Source organism: Sphingomonas silueang, assembly GCF_040049155.1.
In the GTDB taxonomy this organism is placed as follows: Bacteria; Pseudomonadota; Alphaproteobacteria; order Sphingomonadales; family Sphingomonadaceae; genus Sphingomonas; species Sphingomonas silueang.
In genome coordinates, this window is record NZ_JBDZDK010000011.1 from 48,341 (window position 1) to 65,624 (window position 17,284).

The window sequence follows — 17,284 nt, forward strand, 5'->3', positions numbered from 1 at the left end:
ATTCAGCTCCTCGAGCTATCGCGACGGCGGGAAAACCCCCGATCGCTTGCCATGAACTTTGCCAGCATGGGCGAGACGAGCTTCTCGGGCGCAACGGCCTCGCCGCCCATCTCCGCCCCGAGCGCGGCGGCGTAAGCCACGAGATCGCGGTGGACAGCGGCCGGTAGCTCCACGGTCAGCTTCACGGGCCGGTCGTCGGCGAGCGGCCCCAGCTTCAGTTTCGTCATCGTGTTGCTCCCATCGGTTCGAGCACCAGGTCGCGGGTCAGAACGACGCGCAGCGGATGGCCGGGCCGGATGGCGAGCGTCGGCGACACATTGAGCTGCCGACGCACGATCTGCTGGCCGGTCTGGTTGATGGTATCCTGCGATCCACGCCGCAGCGCGCGGGTCAGATCGTCCTCGCTGTCCGCACCCAGCTCCGCGCCCACGCCGAGGAGCGTCGAAACCGCGGCGGCCTTGAGCAGATTGCCCCAATGCTGGTTCACGCGGTCCTGTAAGCCCGCGAAGCCGGCCCCGTCCGTGCCGGGCTGGCGCTCGAGAACGATCGAGCGGCCGTCCGGCAAGATGAGCCGATCCCAGGCGAGCAGAACGCGGGTCTGTCCTGCTGCGATCTCGCTGTCGTATTCGCCGATCAGCCGCGCGCCCTGTGGAATGAGCAGGATGCGCCCGGTCGGACTGTCATAGACATTGGCCGTCACCTGCGCGGTGATCTGGCCGGGAAGGTCGGAGCGGATGCCGGTGATGAGCGCGGCAGGGATGATGCTGCCCGCCTGCACGATGTTCGCCGAGGCCAGAGCCGTCAGTCGCTCGACGCTGACGGTGCGCTGGTTGGACGCCTGCGCCAGGAAAGCGCGCTTGCCCGCCTGATCGCCTTGGGCCGGTGCTTCAGGAGTCGGCGGGGCCGAGCCGGACGCGGCCAAAGCCGGCATAGCCGGTGCGGGCGAAGATGCGGCGCCTCCACCACTGCCGAGAAAGACCGAGCTGGTGCGCGCCGCGTCGCGTTCCTGAGCGGCGCGCTGCCGTGCGGCTTCGGCGGCCTGGGCGTGCGGATCGGGCGGCCCCGGTTGCGCCCCGATAGGCGGAACGGGCACGTCTTCGCCCCGCTGCTGCGCCGATACGATCGGACGCCCAAGATCGCCGGGAAGCGGCGGGCCGAGCCGCGGCGCCTGAGCATAGTCGCGCGGTCCCGAGGTGATGGTTTCGGCCGTGGTCCGGCTGTCGGTGTTGTAGAGTTCCTGTGCCTGGCGATCGCTTGGCGGTCGTAGCGCATAGATCAGCGAGCCGCCGATGCCGAGGCCGGCGGCGACACAGACGACGGCGAGCGCCTTGCGCGACAAGCGCATGACGCGCGGCTGCGGCCCGTGTAGCTGGAATGCGTTCGGATCGGGCTGCGCTGCCGGTGCGGCGGGTTGTGCGGTGACGGTTGGATCGCTCACGGCCGCCGCTCCCGTCCATCGGTGCGGACGATACGGACCCGCTGCGCGGTGCGCCGGTCGCCCAGACGCAGTTCGGCGGCGGCGAACAGCCGGTCCACCACCATGTAACGGCCCTGCACCCGGTAGTTGACCAGCTCGGCTCCGCCAGATGCGCCGCTTACGAACAGCGGCGGCATCTCGCCCTGCGAGATCCCCGCCGGGAACTCGATGAATACTTGCCGCCCGTCGTCGAACGCGCGCGCCGGTCGCCAGGGCGCGCGGTCGCCGTCAATGCGATAACGGAAATTGAGTGTGGTCAGGTCGATGCCGCTCGCCACCGGCGCGGCGACTGCGGCCGCCGCGTTGCGGCCCTGCAAGGCGATCAGTGCGTCCAGCGGATAGGACCAGCTCACCGATGCCATGTAGGTCGAGGATGTGGCGCGCAGTTCCAGATGATAGGTGCGCCGATCGGTGTTGATGACGAGGTTGGTGGCGAGATCGGGCCGGGTCGGTTTGACGAGTACATGGACGCGCGCGGCGGGACCGCTGCCGCTGATGGTGTCGCCGATGATCCAGCGCACGGTATCGCCGGCTGCGACCGGCCCCGGCCCGACAAGCTGCTCGCCTTCCTGCAAGGCAATGTCCGTCACCTGACCAGGCGCGGCATAGACCTGATAGAGGGCGCCGTCGGTCCACGGATATTGCTGGATGGCGTTGAGGAAGCCGTCTCGCACGGGTTGCACGCGAGCGGCCGCATTCGCCGCGCCGACACGCTGGCGGGGATCGGACGGTTCCGGCGCGCGAGGCGCGACGGTCACAGGCTTCAACTGACCGGGAAGCGGCAGCGGCTCGGGAATCGTCACCACTTCGACCGGACGCGGCGGTTCGACCGCAGGCGTCGCGGCGATCCCCGCCGGTGGATCGTCATAGGTGATAGCGGGCGGCTTCGCGGATGTGGTGGCGCATCCAGCGAGTGCGGCAGCGGAAACGAGCAGCGCCGCCGATGCGGCGCGACGATAGGGACTTGCGGTCATTGCGACAGCTCCTTCGACCAGTTGAGGGCATTGACGAAAATGCCGAGGGGGTTCTTGCGCAGGGCGTCAGGCGTGCGCGGCTGCTGCTCGACGACGGTGAGAATCGCGGACCAGCGCTCAGTCGCGGCCAGGCTGCCGTCCTGATAGCGGCGCTCGGTCCAGGCGACGCGGAAGCTGTCGGGCGATGCCCGGATCACGCTCGACACGTCCACCGCGACCTGCACCTTGCCGACCTGCGTGAACGGGTCGTTGGCGCGGGCATAGTCGTTGAGCGCTACCGCGCCGCGGTCGGTGGTGAAGTCATAGGCGCGGAGCCAGTTCTGGCGGACGATCACGGGATCGGCCGGGATCGCGCGAACCTGCTCGATGAAGCGCGCGAGGTGGAATGCGATCTGCGGATCGGTGGGCTTGTAGCCGGCCTCGGCCGGGGCGACCGCCTGCGCTTCGCCGAGCCGATCGACCTGCACGACCCAGGGAACGATATGGCCGCGCGCCGATTGCCAGATGAGGCCGCCAGTCAGGCCGCCCGACAGCGCCAGGGCGCCGAAGAAGGCGAGCCGCCAGTTTTTGGCCTGCACGCGGGACGATCCGATCCGATCGTCCCAGACTTGTGCGGCGCGCTGATAGGGGGTGGTCGGTTCCGGCGTCTGGCCGTAGCGGATGCTGGGACGTCTGAACATGAATCAATCCTTCTGGCTGAGGTCGACCGACGCGCCGCTGCCCCCGCCGTCGCCCGAGCGCAGCGTATGGGCAGCGACGGTCGCGCCATGGGTCATGGTTTGGCGGCGCTTCATGGCGGCGGCCCAAGCGGGCGAACCGCTGGACGCCTCCGGCGCGGGCGATGCGCCGCCGCCCGAAATGGTGCCGCCCGTGGCGGTGACGGCGGCGCGGCCACCCGAGCGATAGCTGTCCTTGAGCGAGGCAGCGGCGCGGCGGAGCGGCGAAATGGCGGCTCCTACAGCGGCCCGCCCAACGCCGGCTGCGCCGCCCGCTGCGGCGGCTGCGCCGGTCTTTCCGGCAGAGCCGAGCGCATAGGCGCTGTTCGCCGCGCCCGAGGTGGAGGCCGCGCCACGCGCTGCGCCGCCAACAGCGCCAGCGACGGCGCCCGCACCAAGGCGAGCTGCGGCCGCGCCACCGACCAGCGCGCCGCCGGCGGCCAGTGCGGTTCCGGCCGCGGCGCCCGCGCCAAGAGAAGGACCGCCCGAGACGATGCCGTTGGCGATTGACGGGCCGAAGATTCCGAGGCCGAGCAGGCAGAGCGCTGCGAGCGCGACCGCCATCGCGTCCTCGATGCTCGGCTGCGCGCCGCCGAAGCCGGCGCGAAACTCGTCGAACAGGGTCGAGCCGATGCCGACGATGACGGCGAGCACCAGCACCTTGACGCCCGACGAGATGACCAGCCCCAGCACGCGCTCGGCCATGAAGGCGGTCTTGCCGAACAGGCCGAACGGGATGAGCACGAAGCCGGCCAGCGTCGCCAGCTTGAACTCGATCAGCGTGATGAAGAGCTGGATCGACAGGATGAAGAAAGCGAGGATGACCAGCACCCAGGCGAACAGCAGGCACGCGATCTGGATGAAATTCTCGAAGAACGCGATCCAACCCATCAGGTCGGAGATGGATTCGAGGATGGGCTGACCGGCCTCAAGGCCGACTTGCGCGACCCGTCCCGGCTGAAGCAGCTCGGCGGCGGTGAAGCCGGTGCCGGACGCTTTCAGCCCCAGGCCGGCGAAGCTCTCGAAGACGATCCGCGCCAGACTGTTCCAGTTGCCGATGATGTAGGCGAAGATGCCGACGAACAGCGTCTTCTTGACGAGGCGGGCAACGATGTCGTCGCCTTCGCCCCACGTCCAGAACAGCGCCGCCAGGGTTACGTCGATGACGATCAGCGTCGTGGCGATGAACGCCACCTCGCCGCCGAGCAGGCCGAACCCGCTGTCGATGTAGCGGGTGAACACATCCAGAAAGCGATCGACGACGCCGGTGCCGCCCATGTCAGTTCTCCTGTGGGGCCGCGCCATCGGCGATGCGCGCGGCGGGACGCGCACCAGGCGCGAGGAAGCGGCGGCGATTTTCCGCCCATGCGCGAAGGCAATCGGGATCGCTGGCGCCGGAAGCCCCAAGCGACTGACAACGGCGTAGCTCGATCAGCAGCGGGTCCGTCGCCGGGGTTTCGGCGACGGACACCGGCGTCTCGCGGATCGGCTCCGGCACGCGCGCCATTTCGATCGCGGTCATCGTGATCGCGATCGCGACGAAGATGATCGCGCCGATCCGAGCGAGGTGTTTGCTGCCCATGACGGTCAGTCGTGGAACATGCGCGCGTTGCCCGGCTGATAGCCGGTGGACGGCGTCAGGAAGCGCTGACGCCGCTCGCGGCCCTCCGCTTCGGCCGCCGTGCGGCGAGCAGAATCCAATGCCTGCGCCCGGCCCTGTGCCGCGACCAGAGCGGTGAGGTCGGCGAGCTGCTGCGATTGCAGGGCGAGAAGCTGGTTGCCGGCCTGCGCTGCCTGGAGAGCGCCGGTCGCGGACTGGCTCGACGAAACCAGCCCGTTCATCGCCGTGCGTGCGCCGTCGATATTGCCCACGACGCCGGCCTGAACGCGCAGCGCGTCCTCGAACGCGCCGACGCTGTCCTCCCAGCGCGCATTGGCGTTGGCGATCATCTGCGCGTGGGTGCCGGTGAGCGCGGCGCCCTTGTAGCGCCCGTTGAACGCCTGCTGGACGTTTTGCACGTCGTAGGCGATCCGCTGCGCCTCGCCGAGAAGCTGCTGGGTGCGCTGCACTTGCTGTTGGAGCTGCTGGAGCGAACTGAAAGGCAGCGAGGCGAGATTGCGCGCCTCGTTGGTGAGGCTCGTCGCTGCTTGCTGGATTTGCTGAATCTGGTTGTTGATCTGCTGGAGCGACCGAGCCGCCGTCAGCACATTTTGGGCGTAGTTCGTCGGGTCATAGACGATGCCGCCGAACTGGGCGTGGGCCGGCGTCGCGGCAGTGATCCCGATCATGCTCGACGTGGCGATCGCACCGGCCAGCATGGCGCGGCGCAGGAGGGAGGTTTTCATGGGGTCATGTCCTTCAAGGCAAGGGGGAGCTGGCCGGTAACTTCCCGGCCTCCGGCCAGCGGATCGGGTTCGGGTTCGGGAAGAAGCTCGACCGCCCAGGCGCAGCCGCGGTGGCGCAGCCATTCAGCGGCGAAGGCGGATGCGCCGTGCGCCTCCACCAGTTCCGCGATCCGGCGCTGATCGGTCTTGGAAGACGCGGCGGCGAAGGCCAGCGCGACCTCGCCCAGCCCCAGCTCGAACAGGCGGTTGCCGCGCCGCGACTGGCAGTAGTAGTCGCGCTTGGGCGTTGCCCGGCTGAGGATTTCGATCTGGCGGGCGTTGAGCCCGAACCGCTCGTAGATCACCGCGATCTGCGGTTCGACCGCGCGTTCGTTCGGCAGGAATATCCGTGTCGGGCAGCTCTCGACGATGGCCGGCGCGATCGTGCTGCCCTCGATCTGCGCGAGCGATTGGGTGGCGAAGATGACGCTGGCGTTCTTCTTACGCAGCGTCACCAGCCATTCCGAAAGCTGCTTGGCGAACGCGGGCGATCCCAGCGCCAGCCAACCTTCGTCGATGATGATGAGCGTCGGGCTTCCGTCGAGCCGCCCCGCGATGCGGTGAAACAGGTAGGACAGGACGGCGGGCGCCGCACCGCTTTCCATCAAGCCTTCGGTCTCGAACACCTGAACGGTGGCCTCACCAAGCCGCTCGGTCTCTGCGTCGAGCAGCCGGCCCCATGCGCCGCCGACGCACCAGGGCGCGAGCGCCTGCTTGAGCTGCTGGCTCTGGAGCAGCACGGCGAGCCCCGTCAGAGTCCGTTCCGCGATCGGCGCGGTGGCGAGCGATGTCAGCGCCGACCAGATATGCTCCTTGGCCTGCGGATCGACGGTCACATTCTCGGATGCGAGGATCGCCGCCAGCCATTCGGCGGCCCAGGCGCGTTCTTCGGGCGAGTCGATATGGGCGAGCGGCTGGAGTTGAACGCCGTCCCCGGCCTCGTCGGCGAGCATCCCGCCGAGATCTTGCCAGTCGCCGCCCATGCCGATCGCGGCGGCGCGGATGCTGCCGCCGAAGTCGAAGGCGAAGACCTGCGTGTTCTCGTAGCGGCGGAACTGCATCGCCATGAGCGCCAGCAGCACCGATTTGCCGGAGCCGGTCGGCCCGACGATGAGGGTGTGACCGACATCGCCGACGTGAAGGGAAAACCGGAACGGGGTCGAGCCTTCGGTCTTGCCGTAAAGCAAGGGGGGAGCGCCGAAATGCTCGTCCCGCTCCGGCCCCGCCCATACTGCTGACAGGGGGATCAGGTGGGCGAGATTGATGGTGGAGATCGGGGGCTGGCGGACGTTGGCGTAAGTGTGGCCAGGGAGGCTTCCCAGCCATGCCTCGATCGCGTTCATACCCTCGGGGATGACGGTGAAGTCGCGGCCCTGAATGACCTTCTCGACCAGCCGCAGCTTCTCGGCGGCAATGGCGGGATCGCGGTCCCACACCGTCACGCTGGCGGTGACATAGGCCATGCCGGCGTAGTCGGCGCCTAGCTCCTGCAAGGCGGTGTCGGCGTCGGCCGCTTTGTTCGAGGCGTCGCTGTCGAGCAGCGTCGATGCCTCGTTGGTCATCACTTCCTTGAGGATCGCTGCAACGCTTTTGCGCTTGGCGAACCATTGGCGGCGGATGCGGGTCAGCAGCTTCGTCGCATCGGTCTTGTCGAGCATCATCGCGCGGGTCGACCAGCGATACTCGAAGGCGAGCCGGTTCAGCTCGTCGAGCAGGCCGGGGAATGTGACGCTCGGGAATCCCGTGATCGTCAGCGTCCGTAGATGATGGTCGCCCAGGCGCGGCTCCAGACCGCCCGTCAGCGGCTCATCGGCCAGCAGCGCGTCGAGGTGCATCGGCGTCTCGGGCACACGCACACGTTGGCGGCGCGTCGAGATCGTCGAATGGAGGTAAGTCAGCGTCTCGGCGTCATCGAGCCAGCGGACCTCGGGCACGAAACCTTCGACGAGATTGAGCACGCGGTCGCTGCGGTCGGTGAAGCCCTTGAGCAGCTCCCACGGATCGACGCCGGCTGTGGACCGGCCCTCGTAGAGCCAGCCTTCGGCCCGCGCGGCCTCTTCCGGGGGCGGCATCCACAGCAGGGTCAGATAATAGGCGCTCTCGAAATGCGCGCCTTCCTCGCGGAACTGTTCGCGCCGTTCCATATCGACCAGCGCCGACACGGGATCGGGAAAATCATCCTCGGGATAATCGAGCGCGGGGGTGCGCTGCGCCTCGACGAAGATCGCCCAGCCCGAACCGAGCCGGCGAAGCGAATTGTTGAGCCGCGAGGTGGTCGCCACCAGTTCGGCTGGCGTCGCGCTGTCCAGATCGGGGCCGCGGAATCGGGCGGTGCGCTGGAACGACCCGTCCTTGTTGAGCACGACGCCTTCACCGACCAGCGCCGCCCAGGGCAGGAAGTCGGCGAGATGCGCCGCCTTGTTGCGATATTCGCTGAGGCTCATCATGGCCGCATCCAGCTCGGGTAACGGAGGTGGCGGCGGGCCACGTCCACGAATTGCGGATCGCGGCGGGCGGCCCAGACGGACAGCGCATGGCCGATGGCCCAGATGACCAGCCCGGCGATCCAGAGGCGTAGGCCGAGGCCGATCGCGCCCGCCAGCGTCCCGTTGACGATGGCGAGCGAGCGCGGGGCCCCGCCGAGCAGGATCGGCTCGGTCAGCGCCCGGTGGACGGGGGCATAGAAACCCGCGATCGGCGAGCCAAAGGACTCCGGGCTCTCCATCAGACCAGCGCCCCGCCGCCGAAGCTGAAGAACGACAGGAAGAAGGAGCTGGCCGCGAACGCGATCGACAGGCCGAACACGATCTGGATCAACCGACGGAAGCCGCCGCTCGTATCGCCGAACGCCAAAGTCAGGCCGGTCACGATGATGATGATAACCGCGACGATTTTCGCCACCGGCCCCTCGATGGATTCGAGGATGCTTTGCAGCGGGGCTTCCCACGGCATCGACGAACCGCCGGCGTAGGCAGGAACGGACATGCTCAGCGCGATAACGCTGGCGGTGGCGGCAAGCATGGCGCGGCGTGCGCCATGCCGAAGGACATGGATCATGGCAGGTCTCCGGGTTGGGGGGTGGTCAGCGGCGTGAGGCGGTAGTCGCCGGTGGCGGGATCGAGTCCCTCGACGCGGGCCAGCTCGGCGAGGCGGCGGCCGTGTCCGTCGCGGACCAGCACGGCGATGATGTCGATGGTCTCGGCGAGCAGCGCGCGAGGGACCGTCACGACGGCCTCCTGAATGAGCTGTTCCATGCGCCGCAGCGCGCCGAGCGCGGTGCCGGCGTGGATCGTCCCGATGCCGCCGGGATGTCCGGTGCCCCAGGCTTTGAGCAGGTCGAGCGCCTCCGCGCCGCGCACCTCGCCGATAGGGATGCGGTCAGGCCGCAGGCGGAGCGAGGAGCGAACGAGATCGGACAGCGAGACGACGCCATCCTTGGTCCGCATGGCGACGAGGTTGGGCGCGGCGCATTGCAGCTCGCGCGTGTCTTCGATCAGGACGATCCGGTCAGTGGTCTTGGCGACTTCGGCGAGCAGCGCATTGACGAGCGTGGTCTTGCCACTGCCGGTCCCGCCCGCGACGAGGATATTGGCGCGGGCTTCGACACCCTGACGCAGCGCCATCGCCGCGTCCGGTCGCATGATCCCGGCCGCCGCATAATCATCGAGCGTGAAGACGGCGACGGCGGGCTTGCGGATCGCGAAGGCCGGCGCGGTGACGACGGGCGGCAGCAGCCCCTCGAACCGCTCACCGCCTTCGGGCAGCTCGGCCGAGACGCGCGGAGACCGGGCATGAACCTCGACGCCGACGTGGTGCGCGACCAGGCGAACGATGCGCTCGCCGTCCGCCGCCGCCAGCGACAAACCCGTGTCGCTGACCCCTTCGCCGAGCCGATCGAGCCAGAGCCGGCCATCGGGGTTCAGCATCACTTCGATGACGGCGGGGTCGTCCAACCACGCGGCGATCGAATTCCCAAGCGCCGTGCGCAGCATCCGCGCGCCGCGTGATCTCGCCTCGGATTGGGTTGGCTGGACGGTCAAGACTTGGCCCCTGCAATGGACCGGGCGAACCGCCGCCCGGCGTCAGGAGCACATCAAGAGAGCCAGAAATTCAGCCGCTGCAACAGTTAGGTTGCGGCGTAGTAAAGGCGGCGGCAGAAACTTGCAGAAGGCGAGGAAGGTATAGTTCGCCTTGTTGATCATCAGGGAGAGTTCATGCGAATCGCAAGTGGTCAGTTTGGGAGAATCTCCCCCGCAAAATTTGCGGATAAGGTCGAGTTAGCGATGGGCTGGATCGTGGTCCGCCACAGTCATCTCAGTTCGAAATCAGACAGGAGAGCAACGCACGGCCATTGGGTCGCTATCACGTCCGGAAAGCACCGCATCTATCGGATCATCAGATATTCGGTGAATCTGCCCGCCGACAAAGTTGTCGTGGATTGGGCTGGCTGGATCGATTTGCAGGGACGCACCGAGGACGAACAGCCGGAACTGGATTTGACGATCCGGCGGGCCAAGTTTTGGGAATTGGCAGTCATTCCTTTCAAGCACATCGACCCCGGCTATCGCCTATCGGCATGGCTCGGAGGAATCTCGCTTGCGCTCGGCGTGCTATCGCTGGTTCTGTCCATCGTGCTGTCATCCTGAGGCGCAATATCCCGTCCGATTTCGTCGAGCAGGCTCTTGCCGCTGGCATAGCGCCGACCGAGCGTTTCGATGAAACCTTCGTAGCGCTTCCGGCCCTTCACCTGTGCGGCCGCCTGATCCTCGTCGGGGAGCGGCGGTGTCACGGACAGCCAGAACCGCACGAACAGCGCCAGCGCCTCGGTCGAAAGGCCGGTATTCCGCTCCAACCGCTGCACTTGGCGCGACAGCCGGTCGAGCCGGCGAGCGAACGCCGCCTCCATGCGATCGGCGCCATCCGGCGACAGATAGGAAGCCACTGCCGCCTCGACGATCGCCGATCGCGAGATACGTCGCCGGATCGCTAGCTCGTCGACCTGCTTGGCGAGCGTGGGCGGGAAATAGACATTGAGTCGGACGCGCATGATCGCAGCCTACAGCTCGATACCGTCGCCGGGGTCGAGCGACGCCTGCCGCGCAATACCTTGCATCCGGCGTCGCACGGCTGCCTGCCGCGCGTCGTCGTCGGGCTCATCGTCCACGATCGAAAACTCCTGCGCGGGCGGCGGCGTCTCGGGCGCTATGGCGACATGCTCGGGCAGTTCGGGCTCGCGGCGCAGCCCGCCATTCGCGACGTCCTCCTGGGCGCGAACAATCCGCGCCACATCGGCGGGATCGACGATGGCTGTGCGCCCCGTCCAGTCATCGGGACGGACCTCCCGATGCTGCGACGCGATCGGATCGGGCGGCGGCAAGATTCGTTCGGCGAGCCGGGGATCGATGTAATAGGCCGCCTTCTTCGCGCGGATCGGATGGACGCCCGACACCATGACGATTTCTTCATCGGGCGGGAGCTGCATGACCTCGCCCTGAGTCAAAAGTTGACGGGCGGTTTCGGAGCGCGACACCATCAGATGTCCGAGCCAGGGCGAAAGCCTGTGCCCGGCATAGTTCTTCATCGCCCGCATCTCGGTCTTGGTGCCGAGCGCCTTCGACACGCGCTCTCCCGTCCGCTCGTTGTTCGTCGCGAAGCTCACCCGGACGTGGCAGTTATCGAGGATCGCGTTGTCCTGCCCATAGGCTTTCTCAATCTGATTCAGCGACTGCGCGATCAGGAAGGATTTCAGCCCATAGCCGGCCATGAACGCCAGCGCGCTCTCGAAAAAATCGAGCCTCCCCAGCGCCGGGAACTCGTCGAGCATCAGGAGCAGGCGGTGACGCTTCGCGCCGCTCGGCAGTTCCTCCGTCAACCGTCGCCCGATCTGGTTGAGCATCAGACGGATCAGCGGTTTGGTCCGCGAGATGTCGCTGGGGGGAATGACGAAGTAGAGCGTCGTCGGCTGTTCGCCTGCGATCAGATCCATGACGCGCCAGTGGCAGGCGCGCGTGACCTGGGCGACCACGGGATCGCGATATAGCCCGAGGAACGACATGGCGGTGCTGAGTACCCCCGATCGCTCGTTGTCGGATTTGTTCAGCAGTTCGCGCGCCGCGCTGGCGACGACCGGATGCACCCCGGCTTCGCCCAGATGCGGCGTCGCCATCATCGCCGCCAGCGTCTGCTCGATTGTGCGCGATGGATCGGAGAGAAACGAGGCCACGCCGGCCAGCGTCTTGTCCGGCTCGGCGTAGAGGACGTGGAGGATCGCGCCGACCAGCAACGAATGCGAGGTCTTCTCCCAGTGATTGCGGCGCTCGAGACTGCCTTCGGGATCGACCAGCACATCGGCGACATTCTGTACGTCGCGCACTTCCCGTTCACCGCGGCGAACTTCCAGCAGCGGATTATAGGCATCCGATGCGGCGTTGGTCGGGTCGAACAACAGGATACGGCCATGCTTCGCACGAAAGCCGGCGGTCAATGTCCAGTTCTCGCCCTTGATGTCGTGGACGATCGCCGACGCCGGCCAGGTCAAAAGCGAGGGCACCACGAGGCCGACGCCCTTGCCGCTTCGGGTCGGGGCGTAGCATAGCACATGCTCGGGGCCGTCGTGGCGGAGATAGGCGCGGCCCAGCTTTCCAATCACAACGCCGTCGCCGCCGAGCAGTCCGGCCGCGCGCACCTCCTCCTCGGTCGCCCAGCGCGCCGAGCCATAGGTCTCGGCGTTCCTCGCCTCGCGCGCCCGCCAGACCGACATGGCGATGGCGACAGCGATGGACCCGAACCCACCCGACGCGGCGATGAACGCGCCGGTCTGGAAGATGTCGGGCGCATAGGCGTCGAAACTAAACCACCACCAGAAAAAGGCGTATGGCGGATAGACGGGCCAGCCGAGCGCCACGAACCAGGGTTCACCAAGCTCGGGCTGATACGCCAACGCCGTTGCCGTCCATTGCGTCGCGCTCCAGATCGCGGTCAGCACGATAAAGAACACCGCGATGATCTGGCCCCACAGGATTTTGGTAGCAGGCATGGAATGTCTCCTTGTTCAGATGCCGAGGCCGCGCTTGCGGCCCACCATCAGGTCGAGCCCGCCGCCGTCGCGGACGATGCCGGACACCTGACGGCCGAGTTGCTGTTCGAGGGCGCTGGCCCAAGGCACGAGGCGGAAGCCCAATCCGTTGTCGATCATGGCGAAGCGACCCGACGCGAGGGCAAGGCGCTGGCGGACGACGCCCGCAACCTTCTCGCCGGCCTGCGTGGGCCGGTAAGCCAGGCCGGTTTCTCCGGCGATCTTCGCCCCGACCGCATCCAGCTCGCGGCGGCGCAGCGTGTCGATCAGCCCGCGCTCGAACACGGTGCGTTCGCCATAGCGGCGCGCCAGCCCCTCGCGGACGAGATGATCGGTTCGGGCATTCATCGCCCGGCGCACCTCGGCGCCGAACCCGGCGTCTCCAACGCCGGCGCCGCGCTCGATCAGCCGATGATCGAGCCAGGTCGCGCCGGGGGCCTTCACCTGCGCGGATAGGTCCAGGTCCGACCGCGTGGCGAGGATCAGGGTCGGCTTGGCCTCGCCCGCCTTGCCGATCGCGCGCAACTCGACGATCCCGCCGAGCGCCGGGCTTTGTTCCAGCGCCTCGATCCCCGGTAGCCGGACATGGTGGGTGCGGCCGTCCGTGCCGTCGATCACGGCATAGGCCGCGCCGGTAAGTTCATCGTGCAATCCCTTGTCGATCAACCGGCCGGCGATCGGCTTCTCAGGTGCGCCGCTCACGACGGCATAGCTGTCGAGCGGTCGATCCTGTCCCTGATCCTTGAGGGCCTGGCCGATCGTGCGGATGATGTCACCGCGCGCGGCGAGCTCGCGCAGCCTGGATTGCGCGCCTTCGGCCACCGCCCATTGGCCTGGCTCTCCCTCGGCGGCGAGGCCCATCGTCTCCAGATGCTGCAACCGTCCGACCATCAAGCGGCGGAGCTGCGGATCGTTCAGGCCGGGCCGTTCGGGGCGCAGGTCGATCACGCCCAGCTCGTCGGCCGCGCGGCCAATCTCGGTGTCGAGCCGGGTCCAACGCTCGGCCGTCACCTCGCGGTCGAGCGCCCGGCTGATTTCATGCTCGGGCTTCGGCCCCAGCTCGGCGAAGGCCAGTTCCTCGGCGCGAGAACGCAGACCGTGGCTGATATAGTCGCGCGCCATGACGAGATCCGCGCCCTGGTCGGTGACGCCGCGCACGAGCAGATGGACGTGCGGATTGTCAGTGTTCCAGTGATCGACCGCGATCCAATCGAGCCGCGTCCCCAGGTCCGCCTCCATCTGGCGCACGAGATCGCGGGTGTATTCGCGAAGATCGGTGAGGTCGGCGGCGTCCTCGGGCGAAACGATGATGCGGAAATGATGCCGGTCGTCCTTGCAGCGTTCGGCGAACCCGCGATCGTCGGCGCGATCGGACTCGGCGTCGAACATGCGTGTCGGCGAGCCGTCGCGGGTCACGCCTTCGCGCTTCAGATAAGCGATGTGCGCAGACAACGGCGCCATGCGCCGGCCGCTGATGCGATGACGGACGGGGAGCGCCTTCACCAGCACGCGCCGGCCCGAGCCGAACAGGCGACTGCGTGCGAAAGCTGTGCGGCCCTTGCCGAAGCTCGATTGGCCGCGCCGACGCGATCCGCCCCAGCCGCCACGCTGGCCCCCGCCGCTCATCGCGGCGACGCGCAGCACCTCGGCGACCAGGCCCCGCGCGTTACGGCTTCCCGCCGAGCTGCGCTTGGCCTTGCCGGGCCGGACGCGGAACTCGCGATCCTCGCTCATGGCCGGGCCGTTTTCCGCCGAAAATGGCCGATGGTGCCATTGGAGGCGTTGATTTGACTGGCTTTTCCCTTCCGCGCGGCACGCGCGCCGACCGACGCCCCCATGTGAAGCCACGGAAAAGCCTCGGCATTTCGGCGAAACGGGGTGCGGCTTGTATCTTGCCCTCGCACCTCCCCCCTGTTTCCTGCCCTCCCGATCGCTTCCCTGAATCCGGTGGACCATCTGAACCGAGGGGAAATCATTGCGGTCGGCCCGCGCGGGCGCGGGGGACGAACAGCGTGTCCGCCTGCGTTTCCGGCGACGAAGGAACAGCACTTCCTTGCGCTTCGGTAGGGCGTGCCGCGACTGATCCTGGCGCATCGGACGTGTCGTCCGATTGCGCGGCAGACGGCGCGGACCCGCTGCCTGTGATGCGGACGAATAGCGCCGCACGACGCCACGCGAAGCGGTCCGGCGGCGCACTCACCGCTGTTTCGACCGCTCCCGGCGCGCCGACTACGGCCGTGAACTGGGCGAGGTAGCCGACCGTCTCGGCGGGCAGCGGACGGCCGCGCGACAAATAGTCGTCGTAGCGCCCCGGTCCCGCATTATAGGCCGCCAGCATCGCGCTCGCGTTGCCGTAGCGGTCGTGCATCTCGCGCAGATAGGCCGCGCCCGCCATGATGTTGTCGCGCACGTCGAACGGATCGGGACCGAGACCGTAACGGGCGCGCATCGTGCCCCAAGTCGCGGGCATGATCTGCATCAGTCCCATCGCGCCAGCCCGCGAGACGGCGCGCGAATTGCCCCGGCTTTCGACGCGCATGACCGCCCATATCCACGCCTCGGGAATCCCGAACCGCCGCGCGGCGTCGGCGACATGACCGGCATAGGGATGTGCTGCGGCCGGGGCGGCAACGGGCGCTTCTTGCGCCCAGGCCGTTCCCGGTGCAGCGCCACCGGACAGCAGGACGGCGGCAATCAATATGACCGATCCGACTCCGCTTCGCCGCCAGCCTGCCAGCGTGCTCTCTGCGGTAAAGGGTTCGCGCCAAGCGCCGGCCTTTGGCCGCCCTTGACCTCCGCTGCGCGCGCTGGCCGGCCTTGGGCCGAGCGGGACGAAGGGATGAGACGGCTTTCCCGCGAACAAAGGGATGAACAGGGATCGCACCGGCTCAGTCCTGCTCGCGCGACTTTGGCTGGCGGTTCCAGCGCAGCGACCAGACCGATTTGTCGCCCGTGTTCTGGAACAGCGCGGCGCGGATCGGCTGCGCGAACGCGGGGTCGTCGATGCGCAGCGAGACGTAATCTCCGGCGCGTTCGCCGGTCTCGTTCCAGCCCGCGCCGATCTCCGGGCCTTCGCTATCGCCGCGGTGGACGCGCCAGTCCGGCGCCTTTTCGGCGTCGGTCGGGTCGGCGGGAACGATTGAGATGCGGATGTCGAGCGTCGCTGTCTCGATGATGCCTTCATAGCCGTTGGCGGTGCGGAAAAAGCTGCCGATCTGCATGGGAATGTCCTTTCGTTTGGCGGGTTGGATGCGGGTCAGGGCCGGGCGGCACGCCAGGTCAGCGGCGCTCCGGGGGTGTCTCGGGTGAGGATCGGGATCGCGCGGCCGAGCACGGTCGAGGCCGGCAGCGGCCCGAAATAGCGCCCGTCCAGGCTGTCGGGATGATCGGGATTGAGCAGCAGCAGCTCACCGGCGGCGAGCATGCGGCAACCTTGCCACGCGGGCAGCGGACGGCCGATCCGGTCACGGATCAGGGCGACGGCAACCGCCCGCCCATCCACGCTGATCGTCGCGCCGACCCGGCAAACGCGCTGTCCCGCCTTGGCCGCGACATGCTTTAACAGCGGCACGTCGCGGCCGAGATAGCCGCGCTCTGCCATCCAGCGGCCGAGCCGCTCGGGCGGCGCGACGGCGACAAGCGGGCCAACGGGCGGATCGCTGTCGGGCCGTATGCGGTAAAGGCCGAGGGGCGCGCTCGCACTGGCGTTCCAGATGACGCGCGGAAGCGGATCGGTGAGCGCGATGGCAGCGAACGATAGGACGAACGCTGAGGCGACGGAGGCTGTCGCGCGGAGATAGAAGCGGCGCGTCATCCCTCGATCTCCCGGCGCTTGAGCCAGGCGCGATGACGCTCCAGCGTGTAGGAGCGCGGGGCTTGTCCGGCGGCGATGCGGTTGTGGACGTGCCGCCAATGGTCGGGCGCGGCGTCGCAGGGATCGACGCCGGCCGCTTCAGTCGCGTCGATCGCTGCGAGAACCTGACTCACTTTGGGCCAGCCCTCGATCTTGAGCAGGATGTCGCCGCCGGGCCGCACGAACGGCAACGTCGTGAACGGCTCGTCCGCGCCGACCGCGCGCAGGATGTCGATGCGCGAGATAACCGTGCCGTAGTCGTTCGCCGCCCAGCGGACGAACGCGAAGATCGCGCCGGGCCGGAAGCGGACGATGCGGCGGCGGCGATCGACGATCTCGTCCACGGCGACGCGGCCGAACCTGATCCAGTGCTCGATCCGCTTCTCGATCCAGGTCAGTTCAACACGAGTCATGCCGTCATCGGACGGCACGCGGTGACGCATGGGTGACGGAGGGACGCTCATCGCCGACTCCGGGCGATGGCCGAGTCCGCGCGCGGCATGAGGTCGTCCTGGCCCGGATCGGAGGTCGAATGCTTGGTGCCGATGTCGGCCCAGGCCCGCAGGTCATCGACCGAATAGACGACGCGACCGCCGATCCGGCGGTAGGCGGGGCCGGTGCCGAAATAGCGGTGCTTCTCAAGGGTCCGGCCGGAGAGGCCGAGAAAGCGCGCGGCTTCCGGTGTGCGCAGGAAGCGGGGCGGCAGGTTGGTGGGCGTATCGGACAAGTGATGGCTCCTGCGGGCGGTGGCGGCAGGAGGCGTAAATGACAGGCTGGAAGCGAACGGGTGGGGTATGAAGATGT

At 67.9% G+C, this 17,284-nt stretch carries 20 protein-coding genes; 1 reads left to right on the forward strand and 19 read right to left on the reverse strand.

Annotated features, from left to right (window positions below; genetic code table 11):
* Positions 1 to 2: 2 nt before the first annotated feature.
* Genes ABLE43_RS12090 through trbB form a run of 11 tightly spaced genes read right to left on the reverse strand, consistent with a single transcriptional unit; the run spans position 3 to position 9,592 of the window.
* Positions 3 to 227 carry a DUF2274 domain-containing protein gene (locus ABLE43_RS12090; RefSeq protein ID WP_155178567.1) on the reverse strand — a complete coding sequence of 75 codons (225 nt, stop codon included), beginning with the start codon at positions 225 to 227 and terminating at the stop codon, positions 3 to 5.
* Positions 224 to 1,438: a TraB/TrbI/VirB10 family type IV secretion system protein gene (locus ABLE43_RS12095; protein WP_155178566.1), complete on the reverse strand. Its 1,215-nt coding sequence runs from the start codon at positions 1,436 to 1,438 to the stop codon at positions 224 to 226. Before ABLE43_RS12095 ends, ABLE43_RS12090 begins: the two co-directional genes overlap by 4 nt.
* The gene (trbG, locus tag ABLE43_RS12100) at positions 1,435 to 2,451 is read right to left on the reverse strand and encodes a P-type conjugative transfer protein TrbG (protein ID WP_155178564.1); all 1,017 of its coding nucleotides are present in this window, start codon (positions 2,449 to 2,451) and stop codon (positions 1,435 to 1,437) included. The genes ABLE43_RS12095 and trbG overlap by 4 nt, the downstream gene beginning before the upstream one ends.
* On the reverse strand, positions 2,448 to 3,131 hold the full coding sequence (gene trbF, locus ABLE43_RS12105; protein WP_155178562.1) for a conjugal transfer protein TrbF: 684 nt from the start codon (positions 3,129 to 3,131) through the stop codon (positions 2,448 to 2,450). Before trbF ends, trbG begins: the two co-directional genes overlap by 4 nt.
* Before the next feature lie 3 nt (positions 3,132 to 3,134).
* Positions 3,135 to 4,445 carry a P-type conjugative transfer protein TrbL gene (gene trbL, locus ABLE43_RS12110; protein WP_155178560.1) on the reverse strand — a complete coding sequence of 437 codons (1,311 nt, stop codon included), beginning with the start codon at positions 4,443 to 4,445 and terminating at the stop codon, positions 3,135 to 3,137.
* Position 4,446: 1 nt separating this feature from the next.
* Positions 4,447 to 4,749: a putative entry exclusion protein TrbK-alt gene (trbK-alt, locus tag ABLE43_RS12115; RefSeq protein WP_155178558.1), complete on the reverse strand. Its 303-nt coding sequence runs from the start codon at positions 4,747 to 4,749 to the stop codon at positions 4,447 to 4,449.
* Positions 4,750 to 4,754: 5 nt separating this feature from the next.
* Entirely contained in the window at positions 4,755 to 5,513 is a 759-nt protein-coding gene (gene trbJ / locus ABLE43_RS12120) for a P-type conjugative transfer protein TrbJ (protein ID WP_348978720.1), read from the reverse strand.
* Positions 5,510 to 7,999: a conjugal transfer protein TrbE gene (gene trbE / locus ABLE43_RS12125; protein ID WP_155178555.1), complete on the reverse strand. Its 2,490-nt coding sequence runs from the start codon at positions 7,997 to 7,999 to the stop codon at positions 5,510 to 5,512. The genes trbJ and trbE overlap by 4 nt, the downstream gene beginning before the upstream one ends.
* Positions 7,996 to 8,277: a VirB3 family type IV secretion system protein gene (locus ABLE43_RS12130; RefSeq protein ID WP_155178553.1), complete on the reverse strand. Its 282-nt coding sequence runs from the start codon at positions 8,275 to 8,277 to the stop codon at positions 7,996 to 7,998. Before ABLE43_RS12130 ends, trbE begins: the two co-directional genes overlap by 4 nt.
* Positions 8,277 to 8,609 (reverse strand): TrbC/VirB2 family type IV secretion system protein, encoded by a 333-nt coding sequence (locus tag ABLE43_RS12135; protein ID WP_155178551.1) that lies wholly within the window; start codon positions 8,607 to 8,609, stop codon positions 8,277 to 8,279. The genes ABLE43_RS12130 and ABLE43_RS12135 overlap by 1 nt, the downstream gene beginning before the upstream one ends.
* Positions 8,606 to 9,592: a P-type conjugative transfer ATPase TrbB gene (trbB, locus tag ABLE43_RS12140; RefSeq protein ID WP_155178549.1), complete on the reverse strand. Its 987-nt coding sequence runs from the start codon at positions 9,590 to 9,592 to the stop codon at positions 8,606 to 8,608. Before trbB ends, ABLE43_RS12135 begins: the two co-directional genes overlap by 4 nt.
* Before the next feature lie 174 nt (positions 9,593 to 9,766).
* Between trbB and ABLE43_RS12145 the strand changes: the two genes are divergently transcribed.
* Complete coding sequence (locus ABLE43_RS12145) at positions 9,767 to 10,198, forward strand: hypothetical protein (RefSeq protein WP_155178547.1); 432 nt, start codon at positions 9,767 to 9,769, stop codon at positions 10,196 to 10,198.
* Here the strand turns inward: ABLE43_RS12145 and ABLE43_RS12150 are convergent.
* From ABLE43_RS12150 to ABLE43_RS12185, 8 genes are all read right to left on the reverse strand, one after another.
* Entirely contained in the window at positions 10,114 to 10,599 is a 486-nt protein-coding gene (locus ABLE43_RS12150; RefSeq protein WP_230461249.1) for a ribbon-helix-helix domain-containing protein, read from the reverse strand. The genes ABLE43_RS12145 and ABLE43_RS12150 overlap by 85 nt on opposite strands.
* Before the next feature lie 9 nt (positions 10,600 to 10,608).
* Complete coding sequence (locus tag ABLE43_RS12155; RefSeq protein WP_155178545.1) at positions 10,609 to 12,588, reverse strand: conjugal transfer protein TraG; 1,980 nt, start codon at positions 12,586 to 12,588, stop codon at positions 10,609 to 10,611.
* Positions 12,589 to 12,603: 15 nt separating this feature from the next.
* On the reverse strand, positions 12,604 to 14,361 hold the full coding sequence (locus ABLE43_RS12160; protein WP_155178543.1) for a relaxase/mobilization nuclease domain-containing protein: 1,758 nt from the start codon (positions 14,359 to 14,361) through the stop codon (positions 12,604 to 12,606).
* 238 nt (positions 14,362 to 14,599) lie between these two features.
* Entirely contained in the window at positions 14,600 to 15,325 is a 726-nt protein-coding gene (locus tag ABLE43_RS12165) for a lytic transglycosylase domain-containing protein (protein ID WP_425475267.1), read from the reverse strand.
* A gap of 190 nt (positions 15,326 to 15,515) precedes the next feature.
* Positions 15,516 to 15,848 (reverse strand): DUF736 domain-containing protein, encoded by a 333-nt coding sequence (locus tag ABLE43_RS12170; RefSeq protein WP_155178539.1) that lies wholly within the window; start codon positions 15,846 to 15,848, stop codon positions 15,516 to 15,518.
* Positions 15,849 to 15,883: 35 nt separating this feature from the next.
* Positions 15,884 to 16,441: a S26 family signal peptidase gene (locus tag ABLE43_RS12175; protein ID WP_155178537.1), complete on the reverse strand. Its 558-nt coding sequence runs from the start codon at positions 16,439 to 16,441 to the stop codon at positions 15,884 to 15,886.
* Positions 16,438 to 16,944, reverse strand: a complete 507-nt coding sequence (locus ABLE43_RS12180) for a DUF2840 domain-containing protein (RefSeq protein ID WP_155178535.1) — start codon at positions 16,942 to 16,944, stop codon at positions 16,438 to 16,440. The genes ABLE43_RS12175 and ABLE43_RS12180 overlap by 4 nt, the downstream gene beginning before the upstream one ends.
* Positions 16,941 to 17,207: a helix-turn-helix transcriptional regulator gene (locus ABLE43_RS12185; protein WP_155178533.1), complete on the reverse strand. Its 267-nt coding sequence runs from the start codon at positions 17,205 to 17,207 to the stop codon at positions 16,941 to 16,943. Before ABLE43_RS12185 ends, ABLE43_RS12180 begins: the two co-directional genes overlap by 4 nt.
* Positions 17,208 to 17,284: the final 77 nt, after the last annotated feature.

Excerpts from the sequence above, each read along its gene's own strand:
- trbL (WP_155178560.1), bottom strand. The coding sequence starts at position 4,445 with ATGGGCGGCACCGGCGTCGTCGATCGCTTTCTGGATGTGTTCACCCGC.
- ABLE43_RS12145 (WP_155178547.1), top strand. The coding sequence starts at position 9,767 with ATGCGAATCGCAAGTGGTCAGTTTGGGAGAATCTCCCCCGCAAAATTT.
- ABLE43_RS12130 (WP_155178553.1), bottom strand. The coding sequence starts at position 8,277 with ATGGAGAGCCCGGAGTCCTTTGGCTCGCCGATCGCGGGTTTCTATGCC.
- ABLE43_RS12090 (WP_155178567.1), bottom strand. The coding sequence starts at position 227 with ATGACGAAACTGAAGCTGGGGCCGCTCGCCGACGACCGGCCCGTGAAG.
- trbE (WP_155178555.1), bottom strand. The coding sequence starts at position 7,999 with ATGATGAGCCTCAGCGAATATCGCAACAAGGCGGCGCATCTCGCCGAC.
- ABLE43_RS12150 (WP_230461249.1), bottom strand. The coding sequence starts at position 10,599 with ATGCGCGTCCGACTCAATGTCTATTTCCCGCCCACGCTCGCCAAGCAG.
- trbJ (WP_348978720.1), bottom strand. The coding sequence starts at position 5,513 with ATGAAAACCTCCCTCCTGCGCCGCGCCATGCTGGCCGGTGCGATCGCC.
- ABLE43_RS12155 (WP_155178545.1), bottom strand. The coding sequence starts at position 12,588 with ATGCCTGCTACCAAAATCCTGTGGGGCCAGATCATCGCGGTGTTCTTT.
- trbG (WP_155178564.1), bottom strand. The coding sequence starts at position 2,451 with ATGACCGCAAGTCCCTATCGTCGCGCCGCATCGGCGGCGCTGCTCGTT.
- trbF (WP_155178562.1), bottom strand. The coding sequence starts at position 3,131 with ATGTTCAGACGTCCCAGCATCCGCTACGGCCAGACGCCGGAACCGACC.
- ABLE43_RS12170 (WP_155178539.1), bottom strand. The coding sequence starts at position 15,848 with ATGCAGATCGGCAGCTTTTTCCGCACCGCCAACGGCTATGAAGGCATC.
- ABLE43_RS12175 (WP_155178537.1), bottom strand. The coding sequence starts at position 16,441 with ATGACGCGCCGCTTCTATCTCCGCGCGACAGCCTCCGTCGCCTCAGCG.
- ABLE43_RS12160 (WP_155178543.1), bottom strand. The coding sequence starts at position 14,361 with ATGAGCGAGGATCGCGAGTTCCGCGTCCGGCCCGGCAAGGCCAAGCGC.
- trbK-alt (WP_155178558.1), bottom strand. The coding sequence starts at position 4,749 with ATGGGCAGCAAACACCTCGCTCGGATCGGCGCGATCATCTTCGTCGCG.
- ABLE43_RS12180 (WP_155178535.1), bottom strand. The coding sequence starts at position 16,944 with ATGAGCGTCCCTCCGTCACCCATGCGTCACCGCGTGCCGTCCGATGAC.
- ABLE43_RS12135 (WP_155178551.1), bottom strand. The coding sequence starts at position 8,609 with ATGATCCATGTCCTTCGGCATGGCGCACGCCGCGCCATGCTTGCCGCC.